Here is a 15,070-nt window from a genome sequence, read left to right as displayed (position 1 = left end):
TTGCCGCCTACTTATACGGACAAGAGCTAATGTGCTAGCCCCATTCTTTGACTATTTGGTCGCGGATTGCCTATTGATCGAGAACTTTGAGTGAAATCATCTGGTCTGGATCCTTCACAATTCCGTTTTGGCCGACGCCTTTTTTGATTTGGTGAATGTGTTCCATACCTTCACGCACATAACCCAAGACAGTGTATTGACCATCTAGAAACCGTGCATCTTGGAATGTAATGAAAAATTGCGAGTTGGCCGAATTTGGATTTTGGCTGCGCGCCATGCCGATTGTTCCGCACTGATAGGGTGTATCGGTAAACTCAGAAGGCAAATCTGGCAGGTCAGAACTCCCCATTCCGGTGCCGGTTGGATCACCCGTTTGCGCCATAAACCCATCGATTACGCGGTGGAAAACTATGCCGTCATAGAACCCTTGTTTGGCCAATGTGGTTAGACGTTCAACATGTTTGGGTGCCAAATCTGGACGAAGCTCAAGCTTTACGTCGCCAGTTTTTAGCTTGAGTTGCAGGTTGACGACTTCTACGCCTGCTGGCGCAACCGGGGTTTCGCAAGCCGCATACTCAGTCGGCTCAACTGGTGTCGGCGCCGATGTCCGGTAATTGACGAAAAGCATATAACCAACAACGGCAAGCAAGCCGACAACTAGAAGTGTGACGGCTACGTTGTTTGATTTAGGTGTTTCACTCATTTTTTGTCTGCCAATAGTTTGAGAACGGCCGCAGGCACAAACGCAGAGATGTCGCCATCCATTTGTGCTATTTGGCGAACTAACGTTGCTGAAATATGGCGCACGTGCGGGCTAGATGGCACAAAAACAGTCTGCTGGTCTGGCGCCATTTGCGCGTTCATGCCGACCATCTGCATTTCATAATTGTAGTCGGTTGTGTCGCGCAATCCGCGCACGATGATATTTGCGCCAACATCGCGCGCAGCTTGCACCATCAATTTGTCAAATGTGACTAGCTCAAGTTCAGTATTGTTGCGCGCGGCGATTGGGCCGGTAGTTTGCTGCAGCAATTCAAATCGTTCTTCAGTTGTGGTCAACGGAGACTTGGAGTGATGTACGCCGACGCCGACAATTAGTTTGTCAACCAAACGACACGCGCGTTCGATGACATCCAAATGGCCATTGGTTATGGGATCAAATGAGCCGGGATAGAAGCCTACTTGCTTTGTCATCGAGTTTCCTTCCTAAATTTTGCGTTGCAGCGCCAACCATGCGCCACCGACAATCAAGAGCGACCCTGAGATTTTGTTGACTATTGAAAGTCGTTGTTGGGTCAAAAACTTGCGCGTGCCACCTGCAGCAACTGCATAAATGCTGTCTAGAATTGTAAATACCAGCATGGTTATAAGCCCTAAGCCTATGACTTGCGGCGCGGTTGCTGCTGAAGGTTCAATAAACTGTGGTAAGAATGCACCCAAAAATAGCAGCGCCTTGGGATTTGACATCGTGACCACGAAGCCCTGAACGACCGATTGGTGGCCACTTTTGACAGTTGTGTTTTCGTCAAATACCAAACCGGACCTACTGGTGATCATCTTATAACCGATCCACAACAAATAGGCGGCACCAACTAGCTTCACCCAAAAGAATGCCCAACTCATAAATCCAATTACCGCTTGAAGGCCAAGTGCGACGACAATCACCATTAGGAATATGGCGATTTGCGCACCCAGAACTGTCAGAAGGCCAGCAACGGGGCCTCTTGCGAGAGCATTAGCGACGATCAAAGTGACGGTTGGTCCTGGAACGATGGCCAAGAAAAAGCACGCTGTAATGAATGCGATAAACGCAGATGGCTCGAGCAAAATCATAGACTAGTCCCCATAACGGGCAGGAATGCGTCTATTCGCTTTCCTTACCATCTCCATTTACGTCCGACTGATCATCACCGTCAACTTGGTCTTCATCGTCTGGTTCAGGTTCAGAAATACGTTCGACGGAAACAACTTGTTCGCCCTCTGCAGTATTTAGAACTGTCACACCCTGTGTGGCGCGCCCAGCAATCCGGATGCCATCAACTGGCACACGGATCAACTTGCCGCCATTGGTAACCAACATAATTTGGTCATCATTTTCAACAGGGAAAGACGCAACGATTTCGCCATTCCGCTCGCTCATGGCCATCGCAGTGATACCTTTACCGCCGCGACCAGTTTTACGATATTCGTAGGCTGATGAACGTTTACCGTAGCCATTTTCTGAAATTGCCAGAATAAACTGTTCAGCGGCGCTCATTTCAGCATAACGCTCTTGGCTGATTTCAGCGTCGCTCAACGCTTCATCTTCATCTGCTTCACTTGAATCGCCTTCAATCAAGCGGCGCAGCTTAAGGTAAGCCGTGCGCTCATCCGAAGTCGCATCAAAATGTCCAAGAATTGACATCGCAATCACTTCATCGCCGTCAGCGAGCTTAATGCCGCGAACGCCAACCGAGTTGCGGCCAGCAAAGACACGCACCTCGTCGACACCAAAGCGCATGGCTTGGCCCATCTTCGTGGTCAAAAGAACATTGTCTTGTGGCGAGCAAGTCTCAACGCCGACAATGCCGTCGCCGTCGTCAAGTTTCATGGCAATCTTACCGTTGCGGTTAACCTGCACAAAATCTGCAAGCGAATTACGACGCACGGTGCCGCGCTTCGTTGCAAACATAATGTCGAGATCTTGCCAAGTATCCTCGTCTTCGGGCAAAGGCATAATTGATGTGATACGCTCGCCTTCTTGCAACGGTAGAATGTTTATGAGCGCTTTGCCACGAGAGTTGGCGGCACCAACAGGCAGGCGCCAAACTTTGAGTTTGTAAACAATCCCGCGTGAAGAGAAGAACAAAACAGGCGTATGGGTGTTTGCTACAAACAGGCGCGCCACAAAATCTTCATCGCGTGTGGACATGCCAGAGCGACCTTTGCCACCGCGACGTTGAGCGCGATATGTTGATAGTGGCACACGCTTGATGTAGCCACCGTGCGACACGGTAACAACCATCTCTTCGCGGGCAATCAAATCTTCATCGTCAACATCGCCAGCAACATCCAAAATTTGCGTGCGACGCGGTGTACCGAAGCGATCGCGAACTTCAATCATTTCGTTGCGAATGATTTCAATAATGCGTTCACGCGAGCGAAGAATCTCAAGGTAGTCCTTGATTTCTTCGCCAAGCTTATTCAATTCGTCGCCGATTTCGTCACGACCCAGAGCGGTCAAACGCTGTAGGCGCAAATCTAGGATCGCTTTTACTTGTTCCTCAGAGAGATAATATGTTCCCTCATCCGTAACGGTGTGGCGTGGGTCATCAATCAGCTTGATAAGTGGTTCAACATCGTGCGCTGGCCAGGCACGTTCGAGCAAGCGCGCACGGGCGGTTGCAGGATCAGGCGAAGTGCGGATGATCGAGATAACTTCGTCAACATTGGCGACAGCAATTACCAAACCAACCAAAATGTGAGCACGATCTCGCGCCTTGTTGAGCAAGAACTTGGTGCGGCGGCTAACAACATCCTCACGGAAGTCGACAAATGCCTTCAATATCTGGCGCAAGTTTAGCTGTTCAGGCTTACCGCCATTCAATGCAACAAAGTTACAACCAAAGGAAGTTTGTAGCGGCGAGAAACGATAAAGCTGGTTCAGCACGACATCTGCGAAGGCGTCGCGCTTAAGTTCAATCACGACGCGCATACCATTGCGATCTGATTCATCGCGAATATCTGAAATGCCTTCGATCCGCTTGTCGCGCACCAATTCAGCAATCTTTTCGATCATGGTGGCTTTGTTCACTTGATACGGAATTTCCGTGATGATCAAAGCTTCGCGGTCTTTGCGAATTTCCTCGGTCGTGACGACGCCGCGCATCAGAACTGAGCCCCTGCCCGTTTCATATGCGGAGCGAATGCCATGGCGGCCAAGAATAATACCGGCGGTTGGGAAATCTGGCCCTTGGACGATTTCCATCAGTTCTTCGGTTGTGATCTCTGGATTGTCCATAATGGCGATCGCGCCATCAATTACTTCAACAAGGTTGTGGCTTGGAATATTTGTCGCCATACCAACCGCAATACCGCCGGAACCATTCACCAAAAGGTTCGGGAAACGCGCTGGCAGGATAGATGGTTCGCTTTCCGTATTGTCGTAGTTGTCTTTGAAGTCGACCGTATCCCGATCGATATCTTCCAAGATCATGGTCGTGACGCGTTCCATGCGCACTTCCGTATAACGCATCGCAGCGGGCATATCGCCATCGATTGAACCAAAGTTACCCTGACCATCAATCAGCGGCAAACGCATTGAGAAGTCTTGCGCCATACGAACCATGGCGTGATAGATCGCCGTATCACCGTGTGGGTGATATTTACCGATCACGTCGCCAACGACACGCGCAGACTTGCGGTATTGCTTATTCCACTCATAGCCATTTTCGTGCATCGAATAGAGAATTCGACGGTGCACAGGCTTCAAACCATCTCGCACATCTGGCAGAGCGCGGCTCACGATCACGCTCATCGCGTAGTCGAGATATGAACGGCGCATCTCATCAGTGATAGAGATCAATGAAATGTCAGAATTTGGCTGTTCGGACTTATTGTTGTCCTCAGGTGTATCGCTCACGGTGATATTATTCTTCGTTGCGTTAATTGGTTGATTGTTTTTAAGTGATTCCACGCCGCGTGGCCAATCAGAACGTGCATTTGCGCACAGTGAAGGCGTATTTTTCGACCGTTTCGCGTTTCTTTTCCCAAAATCTGAGATTTTGGCCGTAAATCTTGTTTGATCCGCTAGACTTTGCGTGGCGTTTTCGCCTAGCTATTTAGTAATTGCCGCCGTCTATGGGCGGCTTCATGTGTATTGGGGATGAGAAACTTGTCGATTGGTTTTGGTTTGGAGCGTATTGGGACCGCCACAATGCGGCACCCAAAAATTGTTACTGTCGTACTGCTTGCTTTCACAGCACTTTGCCTCCTCCAAATTCCAAAAGTCTCTATCGATGGCGACCTTTTGCGCCTCTATAAGAATTCAGGCATCCACTATGATACTTATGTCGAGATTGGTGAAACCTTCGGCACGTTCGAAAATGATGCGTATTTGTTGGTTAAGTCGGATAAACTGACCGACCCTGCGGTAATTGAAGCCCTACGCGAATTCGCGCTCGAATTGGAGCTAAACAGCTTCGCACGCGGCACACTTTCACCATTCTCGTTGCGCAAGCCCGCAAAAGACGACGGCGCCACCCGCCCTGCGGTTCCTGAGAATATGCAGTCTCCTGCAGAAGTGGCTGCGGCGCTTGAAGAGTTGCGCCAAAATGATCCGATGATGCGGAATTTGATCGTTGAGGACTTGAGCGGACTAGTGATGCTCATGTTCCCCGACGATTCTGCGCTTAAGGAACGCGGCGAAGCAGCGATGATTGATGAATTGCGTGAACTCATGTCGTTTTATGAGGATCCTCGATTTACAATTCAGCTCACCGGCCCACCGCTTTGGAAGGCCGAACTGCTTAACGCGAGCCGCTCCGACCAGATTAAGTTCACTATGTCAGGGATTATCCTTGGTTTCCTGACTGCATTCTTGGCATTCCGGACATTTTGGGGGGCTGTGCTTGCAACCCTTACGCCATTTATTTCAGTGGTTTGGGTGGTCGGCACCGTCACGATGCTGTTTGGTTCGTTCACGTTTCTAACCAACATTCTAACGGCACTGGTGCTGGTGATCGCTTTCGCGGAAAGTATGTTCTTCTGTTTCCACTGGCTGCGGCTTTCACGTGAGGGCATGGAACATGAAGACGCGATCAAAGAAACGATCCTGCGGGTCAGCCCGGCCTGTGCCCTGACTTCTATCACCACGATCATTGCATTCCTTTCGCTGGCAATTACCCCGAGCCAAGGCATTTTTGAGTTTGCGATAACTGGCGCACTGGCCATACCGTTGGCATTCTTGGCCCTTGTGACATTCCTGCCGCTGGCAATTCGTTTGGCGATCAAACTTGGCTACAAGCCGAAACAGGCACCGAGCGTCGCCCTAACCGCAGTAATCCCAGCGTTGACGAAACTGGCAAATAGCTTTGGCAAACCAATTGCAGTGCTTTCAGTTATTGCCTTCTTTGCGATGATTTATCCGCACACACAATTGCAGCCTAGCTTCTCTTTCCAGCAATTTTTGCCAAAGAAATCTGAAGCAATGGCGATTTCTGCGACCATCGACGAAGGGGTCGGCGGTGTGGCGCCATTGTATATCACCTTCCCACTCTACGACGCAGATCCAAATGTGTCCGATGCAGATTTTGGCCGTATGGAAACGGTGCACAATGTTGTGCAAGACGTTTTTGGCCAAGGCAAAGTTATTTCTGCCGCTAGCTTCACCCACTACAATGATGCCGGATTCACACGGCAGCAGATTTTTGATGCGGTTGGTCCATTTATGAAACGCCGCTTCATCACCGACGATGCTTCGATCGCAATGGCAACGTCCTTTGTTCCAACGGGTCTGTCTTCGAAAGATGTACGCGAGCTGGTTGAACAAACTCAGAAACAACTTGTTGAGGCCGGCATCACGGACGCAAAGATTTCAGGGTTCCGCGTGCTCTCCGCTTATGAAAGCGTGAACATGATCAAAAGGCTACAGGACGGCTTGTCGCTCGCCGTAGTCTTTTCTATTTTCATTATTGGCTTTGCATTCCGGTCCTGGCGCGTTGCACTGATATGTATCATTCCGAATTTCGCGCCGATTCTAGGTACTGAGCTTTATCTTTGGGTATCGGGAGCTGGGCTGCAATTGACGACAGTAATCTCGCTCACGATTGCATTTGGCATCGCAGTGGATGATACAATTCACTTTATGAACCATTATGTTCGCGCACGCGATCAAGGTTACAATCACAGAGATGCGGTTAATCGCACACTCGACAGAGTTGGCCCTGCGCTTATCGCAACAACGCTGATCCTTTGTGCTGGTACGACCGTAGTAATTTTCTCAGTGTTGCCACAAGTTGCCCTTTTTGGCGCGCTATGTGTGCTTACATTGGTTTTGGCACTGTTGGGCGATTTGATTATTTTGCCTGCTCTGCTGGTCGCCGGGGGGCGCCTGATGAAGAATGTCGGAGGACAACAAAATGAAGATCACAAGTGAAGTGACCAAATTCGGGATCGCGCTCTTGGCCGCAATTTCGATTCAAACGATGGCGACACCGGCCTATGCCGCAAAAGCCGATCTTGAGCTATTGCAGTCCTATGTGGGTGATTGGCGTGGTAAGGGCCAGGTCAAACTCGCTTCGACTGGCGACAACGAAACCGTGCTTTGTAAAATGAAGTTCACGGAATCAAGTGACAGCAAAATCGGTATGGATGGCCGCTGCTCGTTAGCAGGGTCAACCCTGGCTATGCGCGGCACCGTTGGCTATATCGAAGCTCGGCGTAGGTTCGAGGCTGTTATGTCCTCAAATACCAGCTTTCAAGGCGTAGCCGTGGGCAAACGTTCAGGCAAAAATCTTTCATTTGCCTTGAACAACATAAAATCAGAAACAAACGACGCGTTCGACATTGGCGTATCTTTGAAATTGGTCGGCGGAAAGATCAATGTCCAGTTTGATATTTTGCACAAAGCAAGCGGTGGTAAATCCGTTGCGAATATTCCATTTAGCAAACGCTAAGTCGAATTCAACGCATTAAAAAAGGCCGCCAAATTTGCGGCCTTTTTTTTTGCGTCTGTATAACCATTAGAACGGGATATCATCGTCCATACCGCCGCTATCAAAGGCTGGCGCGCTTGCTTGAGGACGGCCACCGCCGCCCATATCATTTGAACGTGAACCGCCGCCATAGCCGCTGCTATCGTTGTTGTCGCTGCGACCGCCAAGCATAGTCAATGTTGAGTTGAAACCCTGCAGCACGATCTCAGTTGAATAACGGTCGTTTCCATCTTGGTCCTGCCATTTGCGAGTTTGCAGTTGGCCTTCAATGTAAACTGTGGAACCTTTGCGCAAGTACTGTTCTGCAACACGGCAAAGACCTTCAGAGAAGATCACAACGCGGTGCCACTCAGTTTTTTCACGCTGCTCACCTGAGTTTTTGTCGCGCCACCGTTCAGATGTCGCGATGCGAAGATTGACGATCGGACGACCATCTTGCGTGTTGCGCACTTCTGGGTCTGCACCCAAATTGCCAACCAAAATAACCTTGTTTACGCTTCCTGCCATCTTGTCATTCCCTTCAATGCCGAAATACGGCAAACCCAATTGGGTTTATTATCAATCCGCCGCATCATTTTGTTCGTTGTCTCTTATGTACACATGATTGTTCAATCTAGAAGAATTGATTGACACTCATCCACAAGCCACTTGACGTCGCCGCGCGTGTTCTATTTATGTTCTTATGAAAACAAATGCGAGTCAATAATACGTTCAATCAGACAAAGCCAGTCAAAGGCCAGCTTGAGCGTGAATTTCTTCGATATGGAAGTTTAGTATGCCAAAATCTTCGTCCCTAAATCGTGACATTGTTATCCGTGGGGCCAAAGAGCACAATTTGAAGTCCGTGGATCTAACCTTGCCACGCGATCAGTTGATCGTAATGACGGGGCTATCGGGGTCTGGGAAGTCCTCACTTGCATTTGACACGATTTATGCGGAAGGACAACGTCGCTATGTCGAAAGCCTTTCTGCATATGCTCGCCAGTTCTTAGAAATGATGCAGAAGCCAGATGTTGAACAAATTGATGGCTTGTCTCCAGCTATTTCGATTGAGCAAAAAACAACATCGCGAAATCCACGCTCGACTGTTGGCACAGTTACCGAGATTTATGACTATCTGCGTTTGATGTTTGCCCGCGTTGGCATTCCCTACTCGCCTGCAACCGGACTGCCGATTGAAAGTCAAACAGTCAGCCAAATGGTGGACAAGGTTCTGGCGCTTGAAGAGGGCACGCGACTTTACTTGCTGGCGCCGATTGTTCGCGGGCGTAAGGGCGAGTACAAAAAAGAACTCGCAAGCTTGATGAAACGTGGGTTTCAGCGGGTCAAAATTGATGGCGAATTTTACGAAATAGCTGACGCACCGGTGTTGGACAAGAAGTACAAGCACGATATTGAAGTGGTGGTTGACCGGCTTGTCGTCGGCCCCGATCTGCAGTCGCGACTGGCTGAGAGTTTTGAAACGGCATTGCAGTTGGCAGATGGGTTGGCAATTGCCGAACTGGTTGCCAAAGAGGGCGACAATGAGCGCCTGATTTTCTCAGAGAAATTTGCTTGTCCGGTTTCTGGCTTCACTATTGAAGAAGTTGAGCCGCGCCTATTTTCGTTCAACAACCCGTTTGGCGCTTGTCCCACATGTGATGGTTTGGGAACCGAAGCAAAAATGTCGCCAGATTTGGTTGTCCCCGACAACTCAAAGAGCCTCAAAGGTGGAGCAATCCTGCCTTGGTCAAAGACCTCCGCTCCCTATTACATCCAAACGCTTGATGCGGTCACCAAAGCATTTGGCGCGTCATTGGATACGCCGTGGTCGGAATTATCTGACGATGTGAGAGATGCGGTTCTTTTTGGCACCAAAGGCAAAAAGATTGTCTTTGTCTATGACGACGGCTTGCGATCTTACAAAACCGAAAAGCCGTTTGAAGGTGTCATCGGCAATCTTGAGCGTCGCTACCGCGAAACTGAATCTGCTGGTATGCGCGAAGAGATCGAGAAATACATGTCACGCGCACCTTGTGAGGTTTGCGAAGGTAATCGGTTAAAACCCGAAGCGCTTGCGGTAAAAATTGATGGTTTGCACATTGGCGATGTGTCCCGAAAATCAATTCGTGAAGCTTATGAATGGTTTTCTGACCTGGGTGATCGCCTCAATCCGACGCAGAGGGAAATTGGCGAACGGATCATGAAAGAGATTCGGGATCGCTTAAACTTCTTGGTTGATGTGGGCCTGGACTATCTGTCGCTATCACGTAATTCCGGCACCCTGTCAGGCGGTGAAAGCCAACGGATCAGACTGGCATCACAGATTGGTTCAGGTTTGACTGGTGTGTTGTACGTTCTCGATGAGCCTTCAATTGGCTTGCACCAGCGAGACAATGCTCGACTGCTCGAAACGTTGCGTCGTCTGCGTGATTTAGGCAACACAGTCATAGTCGTGGAGCATGACGAAGATGCGGTGCTAACCGCGGACTATGTGGTTGATATTGGCCCAGGTGCAGGTATCCACGGCGGGCAAATTGTTGCACAAGGCAAACCGCAAGACATCATCAAAAGCAAAAAGAGCTTAACCGGGAAATATCTGTCGGGCGAATTGGGCGTAAAGATACCAGCGGAACGTCGGCCACTATCTGACTCGCGACGTATCAAGATCACCGGCGCGACGGGCAATAATCTGAAGAACGTTTCAGTCGATATTCCGTTGGGCACATTTGTGGCCGTCACCGGCGTATCTGGTGGTGGCAAATCAACATTACTACTAGACACAATGTACACAGCAATCGCGCGAAGGCTGAATGGTGCACGTGTCACCCCTGCTCCGCATGACCAATTGTTGGGTCTGGAGTTTTTGGACAAAGTCATCGACATCGACCAAAGCCCAATCGGGCGCACGCCACGCTCTAACCCTGCCACCTATACGGGCGCCTTTACGCCAATACGTGAATGGTTTGCCGGATTGCCAGAAGCAAAAGCGCGCGGGTACGCACCTGGCCGTTTTTCGTTCAACGTTAAGGGCGGACGTTGTGAAGCCTGCCAGGGCGACGGCGTTATCAAAATCGAAATGCACTTCCTACCGGATGTGTATGTGACCTGCGATACCTGTAAAGGCAAGCGGTACAATCGTGAAACGCTTGAAGTCATGTTCAAAGAAAAATCCATTTCTGACGTTTTGGATATGACGGTAGATGAAGCTGTAGAGTTTTTTGCAGCGGTTCCATCCATACGCGACAAGATGTTGACCTTACAACGTGTGGGCCTTGGCTATGTTAAAGTGGGACAACCCGCGACGACCCTTTCTGGTGGCGAAGCGCAACGGGTCAAGCTATCCAAGGAACTATCAAAACGCGCAACCGGTCGAACACTTTACGTTTTGGATGAACCAACAACGGGCCTACACTTCCATGATGTCGCCAAATTGCTTGAGGTGCTTCACGAACTCGTCGACCAGGGTAACACCGTGGTGGTTATTGAGCATAATCTTGAAGTAATCAAAACCGCAGACTGGGTTATCGACCTTGGTCCTGAAGGTGGCGATGGCGGTGGTGAGATTGTTGCTGAAGGTCCGCCTGAAGCGATAATCGAGGTCGAGCGATCTCACACTGGGCGGTTCTTGAAGGAATTGCTAGATCGACGCCCGGGTCAGCGATCCGCAGCTGAGTAGCATAGCTGATTCATATGACAGCAAGTTGCTGACCGTTTGTGACTAGCGCATAGCTGTTCAGCGCAATGGATGGTGGTGCACACTCGCGCCAATTGGTACCTTCAAGCATACTTTGATGCATGATTGGAGAGCCCGATGAAACGTGCACCGCTATTTTCCTACTTTGAACTACTGAATATTCGCCAACAATTGCGCGAACTTGATCCTCACATTCACGACGAAGCCAGCAAACTTGGTATCTACGCGCGCGAATTTCGGTTGCCAAATCAACAACTAGGCAAGAATTTTGAACTGACAAGATAGGGTTAATAAAGGCCTGCAGTTTTTGCATGGGTGATGTGCGAGAAATCAGACTACTAAAAAAATTTAGATAACCCTATATCAGCGTCATCGAAACAATAACCAATGCATTCAACAGGAGAATGATCATGGCTTTGACAAATTCACTACGCCGCTGGGCTTCTTACCGTAAAACTGTTCGTGCGTTGAACGCACTTGACGAGCGCGGCCTAAATGACCTCGGTATCAACCGTGGCGACATTGTAGCTGTTGCGCGCTCACAAGCAGAACGCATCTAAGCAAAAACTGATACGGTCCAACGACCATCAGACGATATCAAACACCCGCTCTTCTTCATTGAAGTGCGGGTGTTTTGTTATTGTTTACCGGACCTTATTGCAAGCCATGCACAAAACGCATAGACGAATTGCACTTTTTCTATCTACTCAATCGATGATGATCGGCCTATCTTCAGGACAACAAAACAAACACACCATTTAATCGAAGGAGATGAACAATGGAATTCGGAAAAACACTACGTCGCTGGGCATCTTACCGTCAAACTGTACGTGAGTTAAGCGCTCTTGATGACCGTGAATTGCACGATCTAGGCATCACTCGCGGTGACATCCAGCCTTTGGCACGTGAGCAAGCTGCTCGCATCTAATGCGGGTCGCCTCACAAAGAACTGACCTCCCAATATTCTAAACACCCGCACTTCAAAAGAAGTCGCGGGTGTTTTGCTATTCACTGCATTTTTAGTTGCTCAACAATTGCATTGATTGTATGTGCGGCCCTATGACAAATTCTTCAAAGATTATTCACGTTGTTGGCGGCGGGCTCGCCGGATCAGAAGCTGCATGGCAAGCCGCGCAGATGGGTGCGAAAGTAGTGTTGCACGAGATGCGCCCTGTCCGCAAAACCGATGCCCACCAAACCGATGGTTTGGCCGAACTGGTTTGTTCCAACAGCTTTCGCTCTGATGATCACGAATACAACGCCGTCGGATTGCTTCATGAAGAGATGCGCCGGTGCAATTCGATCATCATGAAATCTGGAGATAAAAACAAACTGCCAGCTGGTGGAGCGCTTGCGGTTGACCGCGATGCGTTTTCGGATGATGTGACGGCTGCGCTTGAAACACACCCAAACATTGAAATTGATCGTTCTGAAGTCGCCGGATTGCCACCCAAAGAATGGGACAATGTGATTTTGGCGACTGGCCCGCTTACCTCACCTGCATTGGCTGAAGGCATTCAATCAATCACCAACGCAGATTCACTCTCATTCTTTGATGCAATCGCACCGATCATCCACAAAGACTCAATCAATATGGATATTGTTTGGGCGCAATCTCGCTACGACAAAGCTGGCCCTGGGGGCACTGGCGCTGACTATCTGAATTGCCCTATGGATGAACAGCAATACAATGATTTCATTGATGCGCTGCTGGCGGGGGAAAAGACGGAATTCAAAGAATGGGAAAACGTACCTTACTTTGATGGATGTCTACCCATTGAGGTCATGGCAGAACGCGGCCGCGAAACCTTGCGTTTTGGGCCAATGAAACCAGTTGGTTTGACTAATCCACGCAACCCAGAAGTAAAGTGCCACGCTATCGTGCAATTACGTCAAGACAACGCTCTTGGCACGTTGTGGAACATGGTCGGGTTTCAAACAAAGCTAAAATATGGCGCACAGGCAGACATTTTGCGGATGATCCCTGGTTTGGAAGACGCACAGTTTGCACGCCTTGGTGGCCTGCATCGCAATACGTTCCTCAACTCACCAGAATTGCTTGACGATCAACTACGCCTTAAAGCTGAACCGCGTTTGCGCTTTGCAGGTCAAGTGACCGGCGTCGAGGGCTACGTAGAAAGCGCTGGGCTTGGTTTGGTGGTTGGTCGATTGGCGGCCGCGCAAGCTCTTGGCATAGAAATGAGCCCGCCACCAGGCACCACCGCTATGGGCGCTTTGGTGCACCATATTACTGGCGGACACTTGGCTGATGAGACAAACGGCATTAAGTCGTTCCAGCCTATGAACGTGAACTTTGGTTTGTTTCCACCAGTCGAAAAGCCGACCAAACCTGAAGGTCATGTGGGGCGCTGGCGTGGACCAGATAAAGCAAAAGCAAAGAAGCTTGCGATGACAAAGCGCGCGCTTGAGGATTTGAAAAGCTGGGCGTAGGCGCTTAGTTTTTTGCCGCGAACGCAAACATGGATGCCATTTTCCGCCAATCGGACCGTCCAGGTCCGACAAGGAATGGATTATCCATTTTATTTTTCAAATATCGCAACTGAATTGCACAAACCGCCGATTCAGCAAACGCCAATCGACTATCTTTGGGCAGAAGGTTGATCGCGGATTGCGCCTTACTTAGGTGCTGCTTTGCCGCTTCGTGGTGTGCTAGCATGGCCTGCCGAACAGATTCGGTATTTTGCCCTGCAAGAATAGTCTTATCGTCGACGCCGAAAGACTGGAAAACGGAAATGGGCAAATATATCTGCCCTTTGGATGAATCGCGACCGAAAGAGAGCATTCGCTCAATGTAAGTCGCTGCCACTCCCAAATGCCCCGCTGCATCGGCAAAAACACTTGGGTCGTCGTCTTTGCAAATCAGCATAGCAACGAATTGGTATATAGCAGCACGTGTTTCGCCTGCGTAACCTTCGAACTGGTTCACATCTGTCATCGGGTCATCGTAAAGGTCAAAACGATGCGCAGCGATCATACGCAATAGTGGCACTTTTGGCAGTTTGTATTGATCAATGGCGTTTAGAAGCTGATCAGCAATTGGGTTGGCGCGCACCGCGCCGTGCCCCTCACCATTCAATGCATCATGCCACCATTGCAGTCTAATCTCGCCAGGGGTTGGCTCTGAAACCCGTTGCCGGACAACGCTTAGCTCCGCCGAAAAGGCAAATAGTGATTGCGCCGCGACGCGAACGTTTTCAGGCAAGAACAACGTCACGAGATAATCGTTGCGATTGAGCTTGTTCAGCTCATCCGCAACATGCCGTTGATTTTGATTGAGTTTCATTGCTACTTCGCCCTATCAACGGCGATAAACCCAGCGGATACCGCACGTTTCTCTGCCATCAAGACGTTGTAAGTTCTAACAGCAGCACCCGTACTCATTGGCTCAAGAATTATTGATCGGTCTCGAAACTCTCGTCGAACTGGCTCATCAATGAATGCGATATCTTGCCCTGTGCCAAGTAAAAACACATCAATCTTTTCAGCCTGTTCAAACACAAATTTAAAATGATCGATGGACAAAAGCGTGATGTCTTCAATCGTCCATTTGTGCATACCAGATGGAAGACACAGCAATGAACCAATGTGAGACATATCATCAAAGCGAAACCCACCGTTGCCATAGGCATCGATGGGTGCTTGATATTTGTAGTGTCCGTCAGCGATTTCTGCCACGAGA

At 49.5% G+C, this 15,070-nt stretch carries 14 protein-coding genes; 7 read left to right on the top strand and 7 right to left on the bottom strand.

Annotated elements, in window-relative coordinates; translation table 11 throughout:
* Positions 1–70: 70 nt before the first annotated feature.
* Genes QQL65_RS13035 through gyrA form a run of 4 tightly spaced genes read right to left on the bottom strand, consistent with a single transcriptional unit; the run spans position 71 to position 4,621 of the window.
* Positions 71–703 (bottom strand): peptidylprolyl isomerase, encoded by a 633-nt coding sequence (locus QQL65_RS13035; protein ID WP_284365245.1) that lies wholly within the window; start codon positions 701–703, stop codon positions 71–73.
* Positions 700–1,194: a pantetheine-phosphate adenylyltransferase gene (gene coaD / locus QQL65_RS13030; protein WP_284365243.1), complete on the bottom strand. Its 495-nt coding sequence runs from the start codon at positions 1,192–1,194 to the stop codon at positions 700–702. The genes QQL65_RS13035 and coaD overlap by 4 nt, the downstream gene beginning before the upstream one ends.
* A 12-nt stretch (positions 1,195–1,206) precedes the next feature.
* The gene (locus tag QQL65_RS13025) at positions 1,207–1,833 is read right to left on the bottom strand and encodes a LysE family translocator (RefSeq protein ID WP_284365242.1); all 627 of its coding nucleotides are present in this window, start codon (positions 1,831–1,833) and stop codon (positions 1,207–1,209) included.
* A 31-nt stretch (positions 1,834–1,864) separates the two neighbouring features.
* The gene (gene gyrA / locus QQL65_RS13020; RefSeq protein ID WP_284366290.1) at positions 1,865–4,621 is read right to left on the bottom strand and encodes a DNA gyrase subunit A; all 2,757 of its coding nucleotides are present in this window, start codon (positions 4,619–4,621) and stop codon (positions 1,865–1,867) included.
* 294 nt (positions 4,622–4,915) lie between these two features.
* On the opposite strand from gyrA, the gene QQL65_RS13015 reads away from it, so the two are divergent.
* Together QQL65_RS13015 and QQL65_RS13010 are read left to right on the top strand one after the other, a co-directional pair.
* A complete protein-coding gene (locus QQL65_RS13015) occupies positions 4,916–7,135 on the top strand; it encodes an efflux RND transporter permease subunit (RefSeq protein ID WP_284365240.1) in 2,220 nt (739 codons plus the stop codon).
* A complete protein-coding gene (locus QQL65_RS13010) occupies positions 7,119–7,655 on the top strand; it encodes a hypothetical protein (protein ID WP_284365238.1) in 537 nt (178 codons plus the stop codon). The genes QQL65_RS13015 and QQL65_RS13010 overlap by 17 nt, the downstream gene beginning before the upstream one ends.
* Before the next feature lie 66 nt (positions 7,656–7,721).
* On the opposite strand, the gene QQL65_RS13005 is transcribed toward QQL65_RS13010, so the two are convergent.
* The gene (locus QQL65_RS13005) at positions 7,722–8,201 is read right to left on the bottom strand and encodes a single-stranded DNA-binding protein (RefSeq protein WP_284365237.1); all 480 of its coding nucleotides are present in this window, start codon (positions 8,199–8,201) and stop codon (positions 7,722–7,724) included.
* 268 nt (positions 8,202–8,469) lie between these two features.
* Here QQL65_RS13005 and uvrA point away from each other — a divergent pair, with 268 nt between their 5' ends.
* From uvrA to trmFO, 5 genes are all read left to right on the top strand, one after another.
* On the top strand, positions 8,470–11,352 hold the full coding sequence (uvrA, locus tag QQL65_RS13000; protein WP_284365235.1) for an excinuclease ABC subunit UvrA: 2,883 nt from the start codon (positions 8,470–8,472) through the stop codon (positions 11,350–11,352).
* Between the two features lie 135 nt (positions 11,353–11,487).
* Entirely contained in the window at positions 11,488–11,655 is a 168-nt protein-coding gene (locus tag QQL65_RS12995) for a hypothetical protein (RefSeq protein WP_284365232.1), read from the top strand.
* Positions 11,656–11,780: 125 nt separating this feature from the next.
* Entirely contained in the window at positions 11,781–11,930 is a 150-nt protein-coding gene (locus tag QQL65_RS12990; RefSeq protein WP_284365229.1) for a DUF1127 domain-containing protein, read from the top strand.
* Between the two features lie 218 nt (positions 11,931–12,148).
* Positions 12,149–12,298 carry a DUF1127 domain-containing protein gene (locus tag QQL65_RS12985; protein ID WP_284365226.1) on the top strand — a complete coding sequence of 50 codons (150 nt, stop codon included), beginning with the start codon at positions 12,149–12,151 and terminating at the stop codon, positions 12,296–12,298.
* Between the two features lie 131 nt (positions 12,299–12,429).
* Positions 12,430–13,821: a methylenetetrahydrofolate--tRNA-(uracil(54)-C(5))-methyltransferase (FADH(2)-oxidizing) TrmFO gene (gene trmFO, locus QQL65_RS12980; protein ID WP_284365224.1), complete on the top strand. Its 1,392-nt coding sequence runs from the start codon at positions 12,430–12,432 to the stop codon at positions 13,819–13,821.
* Positions 13,822–13,825: 4 nt separating this feature from the next.
* Here the strand turns inward: trmFO and QQL65_RS12975 are convergent, their stop codons facing one another.
* Both QQL65_RS12975 and QQL65_RS12970 read right to left on the bottom strand, forming a co-directional pair.
* A complete protein-coding gene (locus tag QQL65_RS12975) occupies positions 13,826–14,674 on the bottom strand; it encodes a phytoene/squalene synthase family protein (protein ID WP_284365221.1) in 849 nt (282 codons plus the stop codon).
* A 2-nt stretch (positions 14,675–14,676) separates the two neighbouring features.
* A complete protein-coding gene (locus QQL65_RS12970) occupies positions 14,677–15,066 on the bottom strand; it encodes an Mth938-like domain-containing protein (protein WP_284365219.1) in 390 nt (129 codons plus the stop codon).
* Positions 15,067–15,070 lie beyond the last annotated feature (4 nt).

Source organism: Maritalea porphyrae (assembly GCF_030159895.1).
In the GTDB taxonomy this organism is placed as follows: domain Bacteria; phylum Pseudomonadota; class Alphaproteobacteria; order Rhizobiales; family Devosiaceae; genus Maritalea; species Maritalea porphyrae.
This window is presented reverse-complemented; position numbering and strand designations above follow the sequence as displayed.

Coding starts and splice junctions, on each gene's coding strand:
- QQL65_RS13010 (WP_284365238.1), top strand. CDS start 7,119: ATGAAGATCACAAGTGAAGTGACCAAATTCGGGATCGCGCTCTTGGCC.
- QQL65_RS13025 (WP_284365242.1), bottom strand. CDS start 1,833: ATGATTTTGCTCGAGCCATCTGCGTTTATCGCATTCATTACAGCGTGC.
- uvrA (WP_284365235.1), top strand. CDS start 8,470: ATGCCAAAATCTTCGTCCCTAAATCGTGACATTGTTATCCGTGGGGCC.
- QQL65_RS13015 (WP_284365240.1), top strand. CDS start 4,916: ATGCGGCACCCAAAAATTGTTACTGTCGTACTGCTTGCTTTCACAGCA.
- QQL65_RS13005 (WP_284365237.1), bottom strand. CDS start 8,201: ATGGCAGGAAGCGTAAACAAGGTTATTTTGGTTGGCAATTTGGGTGCA.
- QQL65_RS12995 (WP_284365232.1), top strand. CDS start 11,488: ATGAAACGTGCACCGCTATTTTCCTACTTTGAACTACTGAATATTCGC.
- trmFO (WP_284365224.1), top strand. CDS start 12,430: ATGACAAATTCTTCAAAGATTATTCACGTTGTTGGCGGCGGGCTCGCC.
- QQL65_RS12985 (WP_284365226.1), top strand. CDS start 12,149: ATGGAATTCGGAAAAACACTACGTCGCTGGGCATCTTACCGTCAAACT.
- QQL65_RS12990 (WP_284365229.1), top strand. CDS start 11,781: ATGGCTTTGACAAATTCACTACGCCGCTGGGCTTCTTACCGTAAAACT.
- QQL65_RS12975 (WP_284365221.1), bottom strand. CDS start 14,674: ATGAAACTCAATCAAAATCAACGGCATGTTGCGGATGAGCTGAACAAG.
- coaD (WP_284365243.1), bottom strand. CDS start 1,194: ATGACAAAGCAAGTAGGCTTCTATCCCGGCTCATTTGATCCCATAACC.
- QQL65_RS13035 (WP_284365245.1), bottom strand. CDS start 703: ATGAGTGAAACACCTAAATCAAACAACGTAGCCGTCACACTTCTAGTT.